Source organism: Flavobacterium sp., assembly GCF_039595935.1.
Classification (GTDB): domain Bacteria; phylum Bacteroidota; class Bacteroidia; order Flavobacteriales; family Flavobacteriaceae; genus Flavobacterium.
Map to the genome: position 1 here is coordinate 185,001 of NZ_JBCNKR010000004.1, position 16,562 is coordinate 201,562.

14 protein-coding genes are annotated in these 16,562 nt (G+C 32.5%); 6 read left to right on the forward strand and 8 right to left on the reverse strand.

The genetic code is table 11. The annotated features are described in order from the left end of the window. Window positions 1-582: 582 nt before the first annotated feature. Window positions 583-1,260: a DUF4294 domain-containing protein gene (locus ABDW27_RS01305; protein WP_343694249.1), complete on the reverse strand. Its 678-nt coding sequence runs from the start codon at window positions 1,258-1,260 to the stop codon at window positions 583-585. Between the two features lie 80 nt (window positions 1,261-1,340). Between ABDW27_RS01305 and ABDW27_RS01310 the strand changes: the two genes are divergently transcribed. The 6 genes from ABDW27_RS01310 (at window position 1,341) to ABDW27_RS01335 (ending at window position 10,071) form a co-directional block, all read left to right on the forward strand. Beyond that, window positions 1,341-2,429 (forward strand): M42 family metallopeptidase, encoded by a 1,089-nt coding sequence (locus ABDW27_RS01310; RefSeq protein ID WP_343694250.1) that lies wholly within the window; start codon window positions 1,341-1,343, stop codon window positions 2,427-2,429. A 61-nt stretch (window positions 2,430-2,490) separates the two neighbouring features. Continuing rightward, window positions 2,491-3,171: a response regulator transcription factor gene (locus ABDW27_RS01315; protein ID WP_343694251.1), complete on the forward strand. Its 681-nt coding sequence runs from the start codon at window positions 2,491-2,493 to the stop codon at window positions 3,169-3,171. Between the two features lie 3 nt (window positions 3,172-3,174). Next, the gene (locus ABDW27_RS01320) at window positions 3,175-4,536 is read left to right on the forward strand and encodes a HAMP domain-containing sensor histidine kinase (RefSeq protein WP_343694252.1); all 1,362 of its coding nucleotides are present in this window, start codon (window positions 3,175-3,177) and stop codon (window positions 4,534-4,536) included. A gap of 87 nt (window positions 4,537-4,623) precedes the next feature. Further along, window positions 4,624-5,871, forward strand: a complete 1,248-nt coding sequence (locus ABDW27_RS01325; protein WP_343694253.1) for a TolC family protein — start codon at window positions 4,624-4,626, stop codon at window positions 5,869-5,871. Window positions 5,872-5,883: 12 nt separating this feature from the next. After that, window positions 5,884-6,969, forward strand: a complete 1,086-nt coding sequence (locus ABDW27_RS01330) for an efflux RND transporter periplasmic adaptor subunit (RefSeq protein WP_343694254.1) — start codon at window positions 5,884-5,886, stop codon at window positions 6,967-6,969. A 3-nt stretch (window positions 6,970-6,972) separates the two neighbouring features. Then, a complete protein-coding gene (locus tag ABDW27_RS01335) occupies window positions 6,973-10,071 on the forward strand; it encodes a CusA/CzcA family heavy metal efflux RND transporter (protein WP_343694255.1) in 3,099 nt (1,032 codons plus the stop codon). A gap of 157 nt (window positions 10,072-10,228) precedes the next feature. Here ABDW27_RS01335 and ABDW27_RS01340 read toward each other — a convergent pair whose 3' ends face one another. From ABDW27_RS01340 to ABDW27_RS01370, 7 genes are all read right to left on the reverse strand, one after another. Continuing rightward, entirely contained in the window at window positions 10,229-10,615 is a 387-nt protein-coding gene (locus ABDW27_RS01340; RefSeq protein ID WP_073417632.1) for an ankyrin repeat domain-containing protein, read from the reverse strand. Window positions 10,616-11,104: 489 nt separating this feature from the next. Then, on the reverse strand, window positions 11,105-12,244 hold the full coding sequence (locus ABDW27_RS01345; RefSeq protein ID WP_343694256.1) for a glycosyl hydrolase: 1,140 nt from the start codon (window positions 12,242-12,244) through the stop codon (window positions 11,105-11,107). A 33-nt stretch (window positions 12,245-12,277) separates the two neighbouring features. Then, complete coding sequence (locus ABDW27_RS01350; protein ID WP_343694257.1) at window positions 12,278-13,231, reverse strand: phosphoribosylaminoimidazolesuccinocarboxamide synthase; 954 nt, start codon at window positions 13,229-13,231, stop codon at window positions 12,278-12,280. Window positions 13,232-13,405: 174 nt separating this feature from the next. Further along, window positions 13,406-14,236, reverse strand: coding sequence for a Cof-type HAD-IIB family hydrolase (locus ABDW27_RS01355; RefSeq protein WP_343694258.1), 831 nt, complete (start codon window positions 14,234-14,236; stop codon window positions 13,406-13,408). Window positions 14,237-14,366: 130 nt separating this feature from the next. After that, window positions 14,367-14,738, reverse strand: coding sequence for a DUF1801 domain-containing protein (locus tag ABDW27_RS01360; RefSeq protein WP_343694259.1), 372 nt, complete (start codon window positions 14,736-14,738; stop codon window positions 14,367-14,369). Further along, window positions 14,735-15,220, reverse strand: a complete 486-nt coding sequence (locus tag ABDW27_RS01365; protein ID WP_343694260.1) for a hypothetical protein — start codon at window positions 15,218-15,220, stop codon at window positions 14,735-14,737. The genes ABDW27_RS01360 and ABDW27_RS01365 overlap by 4 nt, the downstream gene beginning before the upstream one ends. A 132-nt stretch (window positions 15,221-15,352) precedes the next feature. Continuing rightward, window positions 15,353-16,303 (reverse strand): PhoH family protein, encoded by a 951-nt coding sequence (locus tag ABDW27_RS01370; RefSeq protein ID WP_343694261.1) that lies wholly within the window; start codon window positions 16,301-16,303, stop codon window positions 15,353-15,355. Window positions 16,304-16,562: the final 259 nt, after the last annotated feature.

The following is a 16,562-nucleotide window of genomic DNA, read 5'->3' on the forward strand; positions in this document are numbered from 1 at the left end:
AGTTACGCAAGCCTTTTTCTCATCTTTTTTTATTCTTTTTTAATCCTTTTTCTTAACTCGCTGATAACAGCTCCTTTACAAATTAAAAATTTTTACACCCATGTAAGGGTTTTCTTTGTTTTGATAACCTTTTGGTAATTTCTTCCCGTTTTTGTTTTTCCATTTTGCGGAGTTTTTAAGCTTTCATGCCCTTTTTTAAAGGATAAACAATCTTTTTAAATACACCTTCTGCCCGAAAAAACGGCTGCATCTCCCCCTTTTATCCGTCTTCTTGCTAAATTCTTCTCTGCTTACCCTAAATTTTCTGCTGAAAACGATTTTCATAGCCCCGATAGAAGTGAAAATCCTTTTGTGCCGGGGTTCGGCACAAAAGATTGAAACGGATAGCGGGATCAGCTCCTTATAAAATCAAAATTCCAATACTCAAATACCAAATTCCAAATTCCAAATTTCAAATTTCAATGGCTTCGACTCCCCTCAGCCGGAAAAATCTTTACTATACTATATATATATGTATAAAAAATAAACCCGACAGGTATTGAAAACCTGTCGGGTTGGAATACTCATATATATTGTAGTATATTATTTTTTTACTTCTTTCGCTTTTGCTTCCCAATGCTCCATAAGATCATTGTAGTTTACAGGCTTTGCCGGTGTTTGATTTATGAGTCGCCCTGATTCGAAACCTCGAACGAGAATAGTTTCGATTAAATAATCTTCATTTACTTCGTATGGTTTGTATTCTTCTTTTAAACTTATATCAAATAAATTGGCTGTTGTATTTGAAACAAAAGCTTTGAAACCGCTTTTTAAAGTCTTTATTAATTCATAAGTAGTTTTTCCCGTTTGACGATGTACTAATTTTACAAGAATCTGACCTTGTTTTCTGGAAAGCTTTTTAAGTCTGTCCTCAAATTCATTATTAAGGTAGTCTTCTACTATTTTAAAGTATTTCTTTTTCTCCCGATTTGTTTTTAAACGAGCCATTCCATTATTAAGAGCCGTTAAACGATCAGCGGCTAATCTTGCGTATGGATATACTTTATAGACTCTGTTTTGCAAAATCTGGAACTGCTTCATTTCTTCTGCACTCATTCTCTCACCTTTTGAGATAATAATTTCCGGCAGTTGAATGGTATCATTCAAGATTGAATCTTGTTCGGTTAATATATAACCCATTTGCTCATTTTCTTTTGGAGTTACCTGGGCCTGACTTGTAAATGCAATCAATAGTAAAAACAGAATACTGGTAAATTTCATAGAGTCTTAATTTAAATGTAAAATTATATATTTATACACAACTCTAATACCAAATTTATAAATTAGCGAAAAATATTTTTATGAATACAAAATCTATCTTGAAAGATACTTCTATTGCTTTCCTTGAAAGCTACCTAAATAACGCTTCACCGACTGGTTATGAAAGTGAGGGGCAAAAACTTTGGATGAATTATTTAAAACCTTATGTTGATACTTTTATCACTGATACTTATGGAACAGCTGTTGGGGTTATTAATCCGGATGCTCCTTTTAAGGTTGTAATTGAAGGTCACGCTGATGAAATTTCATGGTATGTAAACTATATTACGGAAGATGGCTTGTTATATGTAATTAGAAATGGAGGATCTGATCATCAGATTGCACCTTCTAAAAGAGTAAATATTCATACTAAAAAAGGTATTGTAAAAGGTGTTTTTGGATGGCCTGCAATTCATACTCGTTTAAGAGATAAGGAAGAAATTCCGAAGCTTAGTAATATTTTTATTGATCTTGGCTGTGAAACCAAAGAACAAGTTGAAGCAATGGGTGTTCATGTGGGATGTGTAATTACTTATCCTGATGAATTCATGATTTTGAACGAAAATAAATTTGTGTGCCGCGCGATCGATAACAGAATGGGCGGTTTTATGATTGCCGAAGTTGCTCGTTTATTACATGAAAACAAAAAGGAATTACCTTTTGGTTTATATATTGTAAACTCTGTTCAGGAAGAAATTGGTTTGCGTGGTGCAGAAATGATTGCACATACGATTAAACCAAATGTTGCTATTGTTACAGACGTTTGTCATGATACTACTACTCCAATGATTGATAAAAAAGTAGAAGGCGATTTAAAAATGGGTAAAGGTCCTGTGATAGCGTATTCTCCGGCGATTCAAAATAAACTTCGTGATTTAATTGTAGATACTGCCGAAGAAAATAAAATTCCGTTTCAGCGCCATGCTACTTCAAGAGCAACAGGAACTGATACTGATGCTTTTGCTTACAGTAATGGCGGTGTGGCATCGGCATTGATTTCTCTTCCTTTAAGATATATGCATACAACGGTTGAAATGGTCCATAAAGAGGATGTAGAAAATGTGATTCAATTGATTTATGAGTCTTTACTGAAAATTGAAAATAATCAGTCTTTCTCTTATTTTAAATAAAAAATTAAAAACATAAGTTCGGCTGTTGATTTTAACAGCCGAATTTATAAATAAACAAAACATGAGAATTTTACTACTCGAAGATGATTTTACCTTATCTAAAGAAATCTCTGCGTTCTTTAAAAATAAAGAATTCGAGTGTATACCTTATTATGATGGTTCATTACTATTAAAAAAATACTTTCCTCACGAATATGATCTAATAATTCTGGACATCAATGTTCCGGGAAAAAACGGAATTGAGGTTTGCAAAAGCATTAGAGAAGTTGATAAAAAAACGCCTATAATTATGCTCACGGCTTTTAGCGAGATTGAAGATAAATTGGCTTCTTTTGATAATGGCGCCGATGATTATTTGGTAAAGCCTTTTCATTTTGATGAATTATTTGCCAGAATTTCGTCTTTATTAAGGAGAAAAGAAATTCCGCAGCAAACAGAAAAGAAAATTCTCGTTGAGGATTTAGAAATTCTGGAAGAGGAAATGAAAGTTTTTCGTTCTGGCGAAGAAATAAAACTTACTCCAAAAGAGTTTAAACTCATTTTGATTTTGGCTCATGCCAAAGGAAAAGTTTTGTCTAAACAGTTTATTGCTGAGAAACTTTGGGATTATCATATCGAAACAAATCAAAATACGATTGAAGTTTATATTAATTTCCTTCGAAAAAAAATCGACAAAGACCACGAAACAAAACTTATTCGTACCAAAATTGGTTACGGTTATTATTTAAGCAGTGAAGAATAAAAAATGACTTTAAAAAACAGAATATCACTTTTGGTAAGTTTACTATTTACAATCCTTTTTGGGTTGGCTTCTACGGTGATATTTGTTTTGTATTCTAATTTTAGAAAAGAAGAATTTCGCGATCGATTAGAAATTAAAGCGCTTTCGAACATTAAACTTTTAGTAAATGTTAAGGAAGTCGACGATCAGCTTTTGAAAATGATTGACCAAAATTCTATCAATAAATTGTATGATGAAAAGACTTTGGTTTTTGATTCTCATTTTAAACTTATTTACAGCAGTATTGATGATGCTAAAATAAACTGGTCTGTTGAAGATTTAAAATATCTTAAAAAACATAAAACCTTTTTTAAACAGCAAGGTGATTATGAAGTTTATGGTGTTTTTTATGATACAAAAGACAAAGATTTCTACGCCTTAATTTCGGCAACAGATGACTATGGAAAAAGAAAACTTCTTTTTTTAAGGTATACGCTTATTATCTCTTATATTCTTTTTACCTGTATTTGTTGGATTTTAACTTCTTTTATGGTGAGAAAAGCAATGAATCCGCTTGGTTTATTTCACCAGAAAATAAAAAATATAAACGAAAATAATCTCGACACGCGTATTGAGTCAAAAAGCAATAAAGACGAAATTGATTTGATTGCCAATGAATTCAATTTCATGATGGACAGAATCGAAATTTCATATCAAAAACAAAAAGAGTTTACAGCTCACGCTTCTCACGAACTTAGAACGCCTTTATCGAGAATTACAGCTCAAATAGAAAATACGATTTCAGATCCGGCAACTTCTGTTAAAGGAAAAACTTTCCTGACTACTATTTTATCTGATGTCAATCATTTGACAGAATTAATTAGCTCTTTATTAATATTGTCTAAAATCGACAATAATAGAAACAACGAAGACAATGAAATTCAACGAATGGATGAAATTCTTTTCTCGGCAATTGAAAATTTAAAGAAAAGCTTTCCTGAGTTTAGTATTTTGTTTGAAATTGAAGAAAGTGATAATTTAGATACCGCATTAGAAGTTAAAGGAAATAAAAACCTTTTAGAAATCGCTTTAATCAATGTTTTAAAAAATGCCTGTATTTATTCAGATAATAACCAAGCACTGGTAAAAATAAGTACTAAGGGAAATCAGCTCATAATTTCTGTTCTAAATACCGGAAAAACATTAAGTGAAAGCGAACAAAAGAATTTATTTCAGCCTTTTATGCGAGGGAAAAATTCTAAGGGAACATCAGGTTTTGGTCTCGGATTACGTATCGTAAATCGCATTTTGACTCTTCACAAAGCAACCATAACTTACAGCATACCAAACAGTAAAGAAAATTTATTCCAACTATTCTTTCATTAATATTTTATTTTAAGCTATTTTTAAGGTAGATTTTAAGCCCTCTTAAAGTCTGCTGATAGCATATTTGTACAAAATAAAATAGATACAATGAGAAAAGTATATGCATTATTGCTGCTTGTGCTAATTAATCAGGCAGTTTTGGCTCAAAAAACAATCACACTTCAGGATTGTGAGAGTCAGTTTCTTAAAAACAATCTTTTTTTGCTGGCCTCTCATTATAATATTGATACTGCAAAAGCAATGACCATTCAGGCCCGAATATGGGACAATCCCACGATTACTGCAGAATTAAATGCCTACAATCCAGACAGAGATAAACTCTTTGATATTGGAAAAGAAGGGCAAAAGTCATTTGGCGTTGAGCAGTTAATTTATTTAGGAGGAAAAAAACGTAATGAAATTAAACTGGCTCAAACCAATGAACAGCTGGCGGAACTTCAATTTAATGATTTACTAAGGACATTAAAATTACAATTGCGTCAAAGTTTTTATACAGTTTATTACAACACCAAAAGTCTTGAAATAACTGATAAACAGCTTGCTCACATTGAAGACTTAATTAACTCCTACTCTATTCAGGCTCAAAAAGGTAATATTCCTTTGCGAGATGTTGTGCGTTTACAGTCTCTGTATCTTAATTTTAAGAACGAACGAATGGAAGTTGTCAATAGCAGTATCGAAGAACAAGCAAACTTGAAATTATTACTAAATTCAACCGAAACCATTATTCCGGATGTTTCTAAAGATGATTTTAATAAATACCTTAAAATAATTCCTTTTGATTTAAAATCTTTTGAAGATGATGCTATTGCCAATCGCCCGGATTATTTAGCAAAGCAAAAAGAGATTGAAGCAAACGAACTGAATGTAAAATGGCAGAAATCTTTATCTGTTCCTGATCTTACTTTAGGCGCCAATTACGATCAGCGCGGCGGCGCTTTTAATAAAGAAGCAAATGTTACCATTGGAATTCCTTTGCCGCTTTGGAATAAAAACAAAGGGAATATTAAAAACGCACAGTCAGTTTTAGCACAATCTAAAGTAGAAAAACAAAATTTTGAACTTCAATTACAGACTGAAATCACATCGGCATGGAATAAATGGGACGAATCCCGTAAAAACTATGCGGTAATTAAACCAACAGTAAATGCAGATTTTGAAGCGGTTTATAATGGAATCTTAACCAATTTTCAAAAGCGAAATATCAGTTTATTAGAATTTACCGATTTTATGGAAAGCTATAATCAGGCTAATATTCAGGTTAATGAACTGAAGAAAAAACTGGCTCTATCTGGCGAAGAATTAAATACTACCATCAACAAGGATTTATTTTAAAATTAAATAATAATGAAACATACACTAATTATAGGAATTGCAATTGTGAGTTTATCACTTACAAGCTGCAAAAAAGAAGTAGATAATCCTCAAACAAATACTTCTTTCGCCTTGAGCGATAGTATGCTAAAAACTACTACTACTGCAACCGCAGAAAAACAAACTGTAAAAAACGAACTGAGTTTTTACGGAAAAATCACAGCTGACAACAATAAATTAATCGATGTTTACCCGCTTGTTGGTGGAAACGTAATTAAAGTAAATGTTGAACTTGGAGATTATGTAAAGAAAGGACAAGTTCTGGCTACTATAAAAAGTACCGATGTAGCTGATTTTGAAAAGCAGTCTATCGATGCCAAAAGCGATTTACTGGTTGCCAAAAACAATTTAAAGGTCGCTCAGGAATTATTTGACGGAAAATTAAATTCTGAAAGTGATGTGCTTCAGGCAAAATCTGAAGTAAATAAAGCACAGTCTCAATTAAGCAAAATTCAGGAAACGTATAAAATTTACAATATTAAAGCAGGTTCTATTTATGAAGTTACAGCACCAATAAGCGGTTTTATTATTCAAAAAAGTATTAATCAGGATATGCTTTTGCGTTCTGACCGTTCTGAAAATATTTTTGACATTGCCGAAATCAGCGAAGTTTGGGCAATGGCTAATATTAATGAAATTGATATTAATAAAATAAAACTCGGAATTGATGCGAGCGTTACAACTTTAAGTTATCCTGATAAAGTTTTTAAAGGAAAAGTCGATAAAATCTTCAATGTAATTGATCCAGAAACCAAAGCGATGCAGGCGCGTATTAAACTTCAAAATCCAGGATTTTTATTAAAACCGGATATGAACGCCAATATCAAATTATCGTATGATGAAAATGAATCAATGATTGCAATTCCAAGTAATGCTATTGTTTTTGATAAAAGCAAAAATTTCGTCATGATCTTTAAAGATCGTCATAACATCGAAACAAGACAAGTTGAAGTTTACCGAGTTGTGGGCGATACAACTTACATTTCTAGCGGTTTAAAGGAAAATGAGAAAGTCATTACCAATAATCAATTATTTATTTATCGCGCTTTAAACGATTAAGACATGAACAAATTCATACGAAATATAATTGCTTTTTCGCTTAAGAATAAAGCATTTACCTTTTTTTGGGTGGGAATATTGGCCGTGGCCGGATTTATTTCCTTCAAGAATATGCCAATTGACGCTTTTCCTGACGTAACGAACACTCAAATTATTATCATTACACAATGGAATGGTAAAAGTGCCGAAGAAGTAGAACGATTTGTTACTACACCCATTGAGATCTCGATGAACTCTGTACAGAAAAAAACCAGCGTAAGAAGTATTACGATGTTTGGTTTATCTGTAATCAAAATTATTTTTGATGATGGTGTCGACGATACTTTTGCTCGTTTTCAGGTAAATAACCTGCTTAAAAATGTCACACTTCCAGATGATGTTGAACCAGATGTTCAGCCACCATACGGGCCAACTGGAGAAATTTTCAGATATATTGTAAAAAGTAACAGCCGTGACAGCCGTGAATTATTGACTTATCAAAACTGGGTAATCGACAAACAATTACGTGCCGTTCCCGGAGTTGCAGATTTAAACGTATTTGGAGGTCAGACAAAAACGTATGAAGTTGGTGTTGATCCAGTAAAACTGGCAAAATATAATATTACGCCGCTTCAGGTTTACAATGCTATTGATGCTGGAAACTTAAATGTTGGCGGTGATATTATAGAAAAAAACGGTCAGGCTTTTGTCGTTCGCGGAGTTGGTCTTTTAAAATCGATTCAGGATATTGAAAACATTATTGTTGACGATGCCGGAGGAAATCCGATTTTGGTAAAAAATGTCGCTAATGTTTATGAAAGCTCTATGCCAAGAGTGGGGCAAACCGGAATTGGTAAAAATGACGATGCCGTTGAAGGTATTGTCGTAATGCGTAAAGGCGAAAATGCGCAGGAAACATTAGCCTTAATTAAAGATAAAATTAAGGACTTAAATGAAAATGTACTTCCGAAAGACATTAAAATTGAGACCTTTTACGATCGTGACAATTTAATGAATTTCACTACTGAAACGGTAATGCATAATTTATTCGAAGGAATTATTCTCGTTACCTGCGTCGTATTTCTTTTCATGGCCGACTGGAGAACCACTTTTACAGTTTCTATTGTAATTCCGCTTTCATTATTATTTGCATTTTTATGTCTGAAAATGATGGGAATGAGTGCCAACCTGCTGAGTTTAGGTGCGGTCGATTTCGGTATTATCATCGATGGAGCCGTTGTTATGGTCGAAGGATTATTCGTTGTTCTCGATCATCGAGCGCATCAATTAGGAATGGAAAAATTTAATAAAATTGCAAAAGGAAGCCTGATCAAGAAAACTGGAACAGAAATGGGTAAAGCTATTTTCTTTTCTAAATTAATCATTATTACGGCTTTACTTCCAATATTTTCATTCCAAAAAGTGGAAGGAAAAATGTTCTCTCCACTTGCCTACACATTAGGTTTTGCTTTAATGGGAGCTTTAATTTTTACTTTGACTTTGGTTCCGGTTTTATCTCATATTTTATTAAACAAAAATGTAAAAGAGAAAAATAATCCGTTTGTGAATTTTTGGGACAGAAATGTTGCAAAAGGTTTTGCCTGGACATTCAAACATAAAGTAAAAACGTTAGTTATCTCTTTGTCAATAATTGCTGTAACTTTCTTCTCAGCTTCGTTTTTAGGAACAGAATTTTTACCGCAGTTGAATGAAGGAGCATTATGGGTTACGGCCGAATTACCAATGAGTACTTCGCTTCCTGAAAGTGTGCAGACAGCTGCAATGATCAGAAAAGATCTGGAAACTTTTCCTGAAGTAAAAAATGTGCTTTCTCAAACCGGACGAAGCAACGACGGAACAGATCCAAACGGTTTTGGGTTTATTCAGCTGCAGGTAGATTTAAAACCAAAAGCAGAATGGAACCGAAAAATCTCAATGGATGAACTGATTAATGAAATGGATGAAAAGTTAAAAGTGCATCAGGGAATCACTTATAACTATTCTCAGCCTGTAATAGACAACGTTGCTGAATCTGTAGCAGGATTTAAAGCTTCAAATGCAGTTAAAATTTATGGGGATGATTTAGATAAACTCGATGAATTATCGAATGAAGTTTTGGCAAAAATTAAAAACATTCCAGGAATCAAAGATGTCGGGATTCTTCGAAATGTTGGGCAGCCGGAAATAAGTGTAATTCTTGATCGTGAAAAAATGGCAGCTTACGGCGTAACTTTAAGTGATGCCCAAGCGGTTTTAGAATTAGCTTTTGGAGGAAAAACGGCAACTCAAAAATATGAAGATGAAAAGAAATTTGATGTTCGAGTTCGTTTTTCTAAAGAATACCGTAAAGACGAAGAAGATTTAGCAGAATTAAAAGTTCCAACAATCAGTGGCGCAAAAATTCCATTAAAAGAAATTTGCGATATTAAAACCATAACCGGTCCTGCATTTATATATCGAGATAATACAAAACGTTTTATCGGTGTAAAATTCTCTGTTCGTGACCGTGATTTAGGAAGTACAATTGCCGAGGCACAATCAAAAGTAGCGGAAGTAAAAATGCCTCCGGGATATACCACAGGATGGACAGGTGAATTTGAAAATCAGGTTCGTGCCAGTGCACGTCTGACTCAGGTAGTACCAATCAGTTTAATTGGAATATTTGTTTTGTTATTTATTCTGTTTGGAAATATTAAAGATTCGTTACTTGTTTTGGCGAATGTTCCGTTTGCTGTAATTGGCGGAATTATCGCCTTACATGTTACCGGAATGAATTTCGGGATTTCAGCCGGAGTTGGATTTATTGCTTTGCTTGGGATTTGTATTCAGAACGGTGTAATTCTAATATCTGAATTCCATCATAATCTCAAGGCAAAATTCTCACTCGAAGAATCTATCCTAATGGGAGTAAAAGCCAGAACGAGAGCCGTAATCATGACAGCGCTTATGGCATCAATAGGTTTAATGCCGGCAGCAATTTCAACCGGAATTGGGTCTGAATCTCAAAAACCTCTTGCAATTGTAATTATTGGAGGTTTGGTAACTGCAACCATTTTGACACTATTGGTTTTCCCGATTTTGTTCTGGATATTCAATCGAAAAAAACATGAAGCAATAGAATAGTTTACTTTACGATAAAATTAATTTGGTTAGATTAATTTGGTTTAAAAAGAAAAAGCATCATTAAAATTTAATGGTGCTTTTTTGATTTTCTATTAAAATAAAAAACAGCCTTCCGCTCAAAGAAGGCTGTTTGTACTAACTCAAACTTTTTAAACTATTATTTTGCATCTTTTAAAAGTGCAATAGCTTCTGTTGCATTTGATAATTGAGCAAATTTTAATGCTGTGTATCCTTTTTCGTTTTTATCTGATGGACGAGCTCCAGCAGCTAATAAAACTTTGATAATTTCTACTTTATTATAACGAGCAGCTGTCATTAATGGTGACATATCATCTGATTTTTCATTTACATTAGCACCGTACTCAATAAATTTCTTTACTGTATCGATATCTCCTTTACTTACTGCAACTACTAGAGGTGTTCCGTCATCGTATACAGCTGATACTGCAACTTGATTTTTAACAACTGATGTGTTATTTGAAGCTGTTGCTACATTTACAAATGTTACTAAAGCTAATCCTAAATAAATAACTGAATTTTTCATAATGATTGGGTTTGTTTAATTGATTGATAAATATTTGATTGATAATGAATTATTTTTAAATTCTTGACAAATGTAATCTATTTTCAGTACAATGTATTACACAGTACTTTGTTTTAACTAATTCTTAACGTTTTATTAATGAATTCGAAATATTGTCTTTCTAAAATTGAAATTCTATATAAAAGACGCTGCAAATGTAGAAATGTTACACGAAATCACATTTTTTTTCAATATAAAACCCAATTTATTTAAGAAAAATGGCGAAGAAAAGTACATAGTTTTAACTATACAATAATTACATGTATAAAAAAGGAAGATTTTTTTCATTAAAGCTAAAATTTATACCCAGATTTTATGAATTTTCAATTAAAATCAAGTTACTTGTTAAATAATTTAAATAGTAGGAAATAACTTAAATTATAACGAAATAGTTTTGTGATTTTAGTAGTCCAAAGTGCAATTAAAAACTAAAATCTTAATAAAAAAAAATTATTTTAACTTCATTTTCTTCTTATAAATATCCTTTAAATCATTTTCAAACAATGTAAATGGATCATTATAGAATTCAATAAAATCGGCTGCACTAACCTGCCCGGGAAAAGGAGCGTAAAAATGGGTTGCACTAGAAACGTCATTTCGCCATACTAAAACATAACAAAGTTTAATATTTTCTCTTTTGAGTGTTTTTAAAAGAATCTCTGTCCACCATGTTTTATTAGGTATCGACTCTAAACCCGTTTCTGTAAAAGCGGCTAATTTTTTCTTTTGAATGGCTAAATCTGAAATTATTTTAAGTCTTTTAACTCCTGCATCCAAATCATATTTTCCATCTCGCCCGAAGTCACCATAATCATCAATTCCAAATAGATCAACGTATTTATCACCAGGATAACGTTCTAAATATTCAGTTTCAGAACTGAATTTGTTATCTGGTGAATAAGCATAAATAAAATTATGAACTCCTAAAGTATCTCGCAGATATGAAACAGTAAACTGCCAGACTTCTATAAAATCCTCTCGTGAAGTATATTTTTTCCCCCACCAAAACCAATCACCGTCAAATTCATGAAAAGGTCTGAAAATCATCGGGACTAATTTTCCGTCTTTAGCTTTTACAGAATGAGCAAAATCAGCAATGGTTTTTAAAATTTCTTTGTATTGTTCATGATGCGAACCGTCTTTTTTGATTAAGGACATTGCAGCGACCGAAACAGAATCTTTCCAATAAAACCCGCCTCCGGAAGCCGGATTATTAAGATGCCATGATACGGTTGTAATTCCGCCGCGTTCATACGTATCAATAACATTCTTTTTTAAAACCGTTTTCGTTTTTTGAATTTCCTCATTAGAATGTCCTGAAAATCCACTAAAATCAATTCCTACGACTGCAGGATGCGAACCTGTAACTAATTTTACATCAGATTTATTGGGTTCGTCTTTCCAGCCGTGTCCATATTCTAAGGCATGCTGATGTCCGAATAAAATATGATTCTCAGAAATAGTTTTTAAATTTTGATATAAAAATTTGGTTTCTTTAGTAGCCTTTTTATCAATCTGCGAAAAAAGAAAATGCCCTGTTATCATAAATATTGATAACAAGGCAGTTTTTTTATTTGTTATAAATTTCATGGTTTTAAATAGTTAGTTTAAAACCCGAAATTACTATTTAGAAGCAAGGTATTGTAATACGTTTTTTTCAATACGTTGGTCAATATTGTCAATATCAGCTTTTACGAATTTTTCTCCTAAAATATTCTCATACAATTCGATATATCTTTCTGAAACTGATTCAATATAAGTATCTGTCATTTCCGGAATCTGCTGACCTTCCTGCCCCTGAAAACCGTTTTCGATTAACCAGCGGCGAACAAATTCTTTAGAAAGTTGTTTTTGCTCCTCTCCTTTTGCTTGTCTTTCTGCATAACCATCAGCATAAAAATAACGAGAAGAATCCGGAGTGTGAATTTCGTCAATTAAAACGATAACACCGTCTTTCGTTTTTCCGAATTCATATTTTGTATCAACTAAAATCAAGCCGCGGGCAGCCGCAATTTCAGTTCCTCTTTGAAACAAAGCTCTTGTATATTTTTCTAAAACTAAATAATCTTCCTCAGAAACAATTCCTTTTGATAGAATATCTTCACGAGAAATATCTTCATCATGAGAACCATTATCTGCTTTTGTAGTTGGCGTAATAATTGGTTCTGGGAATTTGTCATTTTCTTTTAAACCTCCGGCCATAGTTACACCGCAGATTTGTTTTCTTCCTGCTGCATATTCACGTGCTGCGTGCCCTGAAAGATAACCGCGAATCACCATTTCTACTTTAAAAGGCTCGCATAAATGCCCTACAGCAACATTTGGATCCGGAGTTGCAATCAGCCAATTTGGAACAATATCTTGTGTTAATTCCATAAATTTAGTGGCAATCTGGTTTAAGATTTGTCCTTTATACGGAATTCCTTTTGGCAAAACCACATCAAAAGCAGAAAGTCTGTCGGTTGCTACCATTACTAAAAGTTCATCATTAATATTGTAAACTTCTCTAACTTTTCCGCGGTAAACCGATTTCTGATTTGGGAAATTAAAATTTGTGGTTGTGATTGTATTACTCATTATTTTTAGTTGTGTTGTTTTTTATGAATGCAAATTTAAAATTATTTCACAGAGTTTCATATTAAAGGAAAAAGATAAATTGAGAAATGTGAAATATTTTGTTTTAAAAAATTTTAAAATAAAAAAATCCCTGAAAATTAGTTCAGGGATTCATTTATTTTCATCGATGAAGATTTATCCTGCGGCAAATTCTTTATCTATAATTTTTGAAGCAATGTATTTAGCTACACCGTCTTCGGCGTTTGTTTTAATAACTTCTAAATCAGGCAGAGTTTCTTTTAAAATCCAAGGAGCATTCCCCATAATTAAACCTTTTCCAGCTGCTGATAACATTTGAACATCGTTAAAACCATCTCCAAACGCAACCGCTTCTGATAATGTGAAACCTTCTTTTTCTAATACTCTTTCAATTGCAACTGCTTTGTCTATAGATTTATCCATAAATTCTAAACAAGTCGGTAAACTGAAAGCATGATGTAAATGCTCTGATGAATTGGCTAAAATCTGATCTTTTAGTTTTACTAATTTTTCATGATTTTCGCATGAAAAAAAAATTTTAATAGCACCAAAATCTTCCAAAGCTTTGTAATCAACTAATTCCGGACGGTATTTTAGATCAGCCTGAAAAGCATTTAATTTTTCGTTCCATTTATTGGTCTGCCAAACATCTTCTTTAAACAAAACTACAGTAATATCCGGATCAATTTCAACGTTTAAAGCCGCTTTTACAACATCACTATCCAGGTTAAAAGAAAATAATTCTTCTTTTTGAGGCGAATGAATCCTGGCTCCGTTTGAACTCACTAAATAAACCGGAACTTCAAGTGTTTCAATAATTGCCATCGCATCAAGATGATGACGGCCTGTAGCTACAACAATAAGATAATTTTGATTGTGAAGTTCCTGAAAAATGGATTTTGTATAATCTGAAATTCTGTGTTGAGGGTTGAGTAAAGTTCCGTCAAGGTCACTTACAACAACTTTTATATTTTTAAGCTTAGTCATATTAAGAATCAAATATTTATGATGTGCAAATTTACGGCTTTAAGCCAAGCTGAGCAAAGATTCTATGACTTAAAAGCCCTAAAAACAGTAAGTTTATTATTTATTTAACTATTTCGTTAAATATTGCTTTTTAAGCATTTTTGATCCTTATTATTCCTGATTTATACAAATTAATCGCTTTATGAATTGTCGATTCAATTTGCTCAAGCGGTAAATCTTCATTCGAATTCAGCATCATGATTTTCATTCTCGAACGTTTATCCTGAATTAAAAAAGATTCGTCAAAATGTTTGCCTTCTACAATTCCGATATAAGGCTGTTTATCTTTTTTATCAGTCCATAAATAACAGAACATTTTTCCTTTATAGCAGAAAAAAGGCATTCCGTATTTTAAAACATGCGTAATGTCTTTATCTTGTTTTAAGATAATATCTTTCAATGCCAGAAATGTTCCTTTTATAGATTCTTCAACGTTTAGGTAAAAATCATCTATTGTTTTCATTTTTTGATTTTTTGAGTTTTAGCAAAAATAATTTTCAAAGGATCCGGACAATTCGAACTGGGTTTAAATTTATATACCAAAGAATCATTTTTGATATAAAATTTTTCTTTAGCAAAAATTAAAAAGTCAGTATTTCCTTTAGGATCACAATTAGAAATAGTTAATATTTCTTTTTTATTCATTGTTTCAAAAAAATTACAATCAACAAAAGGAAACATTCGGTAACAAGTATCGCTTTTTACATTATTTAATTCAATTGTATCAGCAATCATTTTCCATTTTCCGTTAGAAATTACACGCCACTGACAACCTGCACTTTGATAATCAAAAGTACTATCTTGGTTAATCTTTAAGATGGTTTTATTTGGAATTATATATTCTGTATCATACCAAACACCAACAAATTTATTTGGCAGCTTTTCAGCCTTTTTACAGGAGATGAAACAAATAAAAAATAAAAAGGTCAAGATTCTAATTTTCATTGAATGCACTTTGTTCTATTTCAAAAAAATATTCGTTTTACTCATTTCAAAAAGAATATGAATAAAACGAATATAATAAATGTTAAAACACATTTTACGATTTACATTTAACATTTCACTAAAAAATTAAACTTAATCGTGATTTTCTATCTGCTTATAAGCATCAATCACTTTTTTCACTAATCTGTGGCGAACGATATCTTTATCATCCAGATAAATAATTCCGATGCCTTCTATATCTTTTAGAACCAAAAGCGCTTCTTTAAGACCCGAAATAGTTCTGCGTGGTAAATCGACCTGTCCAGGATCGCCTGTAATCATAAATTTGGCATTTTTCCCCATACGGGTCAGGAACATTTTCATCTGCGAATGTGTCGTATTTTGAGCTTCGTCGAGAATTACAAAAGCATTGTCAAGCGTTCGTCCGCGCATGAAAGCCAAAGGTGCAATCTGAATAATTCCCTTCAGAATATAATCTTCGAGTTTTTCGTTCGGAATCATGTCGCGTAATGCGTCATAAAGCGGCTGCATGTAAGGATCCAGTTTTTCTTTCATATCTCCGGGTAAAAATCCCAGATTTTCTCCAGCTTCAACCGCCGGACGTGTTAATATGATTCTTTTTACTTCTTTATCCTTCAGCATTTTTACAGCCATTGCCACACCCGTGTACGTTTTTCCTGTTCCGGCAGGTCCTACTGCAAACACCATATCGTTTTTTTTGACTGTATCAACCAGCAATTGCTGATTGGGTGTCATGGCTTTTACTATTTTACCGCCAACCCCGTGAACTAAAATTTTGTCATGATCGTATGCTCTTTTTTCATCCTGACCATCACTCATAATTACACGTTCGATTACATTATCATCAATATTGTTATATCGGGTAAAATGGAGCATAAGCCTTTGAAATCTTTTTTCGAATTCATCTAAGACTTCTTTTTCGCCAAATGCTTTTAAAGTGGTCCCTCGCGCTACGATTTTAAGCTTTGGGTAGTACTTTTTAATTATTTCTAAATGGCTGTCCTGAGCGCCCCAAAACTCTTTAGGAGCGATGTCTATTAGCTCGATTATTCTTTCGTTCAAATGAAGTAGTTTTTAAATTAAAATAAATTTGTTTTTAAATCTATTGTTGTCGGGTTCTTTAAGTCGCAGTTTTTCAATGGCAGTATACACTTTTAAGTATTTTCAAAAAATTACTTAAATTTTTCTTTATAATCAGCTTTTTATTAAAAGACTGAAAACTGAAACTGCTAACTGTGACTACTATATACGGTTACTATAATTTTATCGCAATTTGTATTTTCTTTCTTTCAATTTGCATTTACTATTACTAGATTTGCAT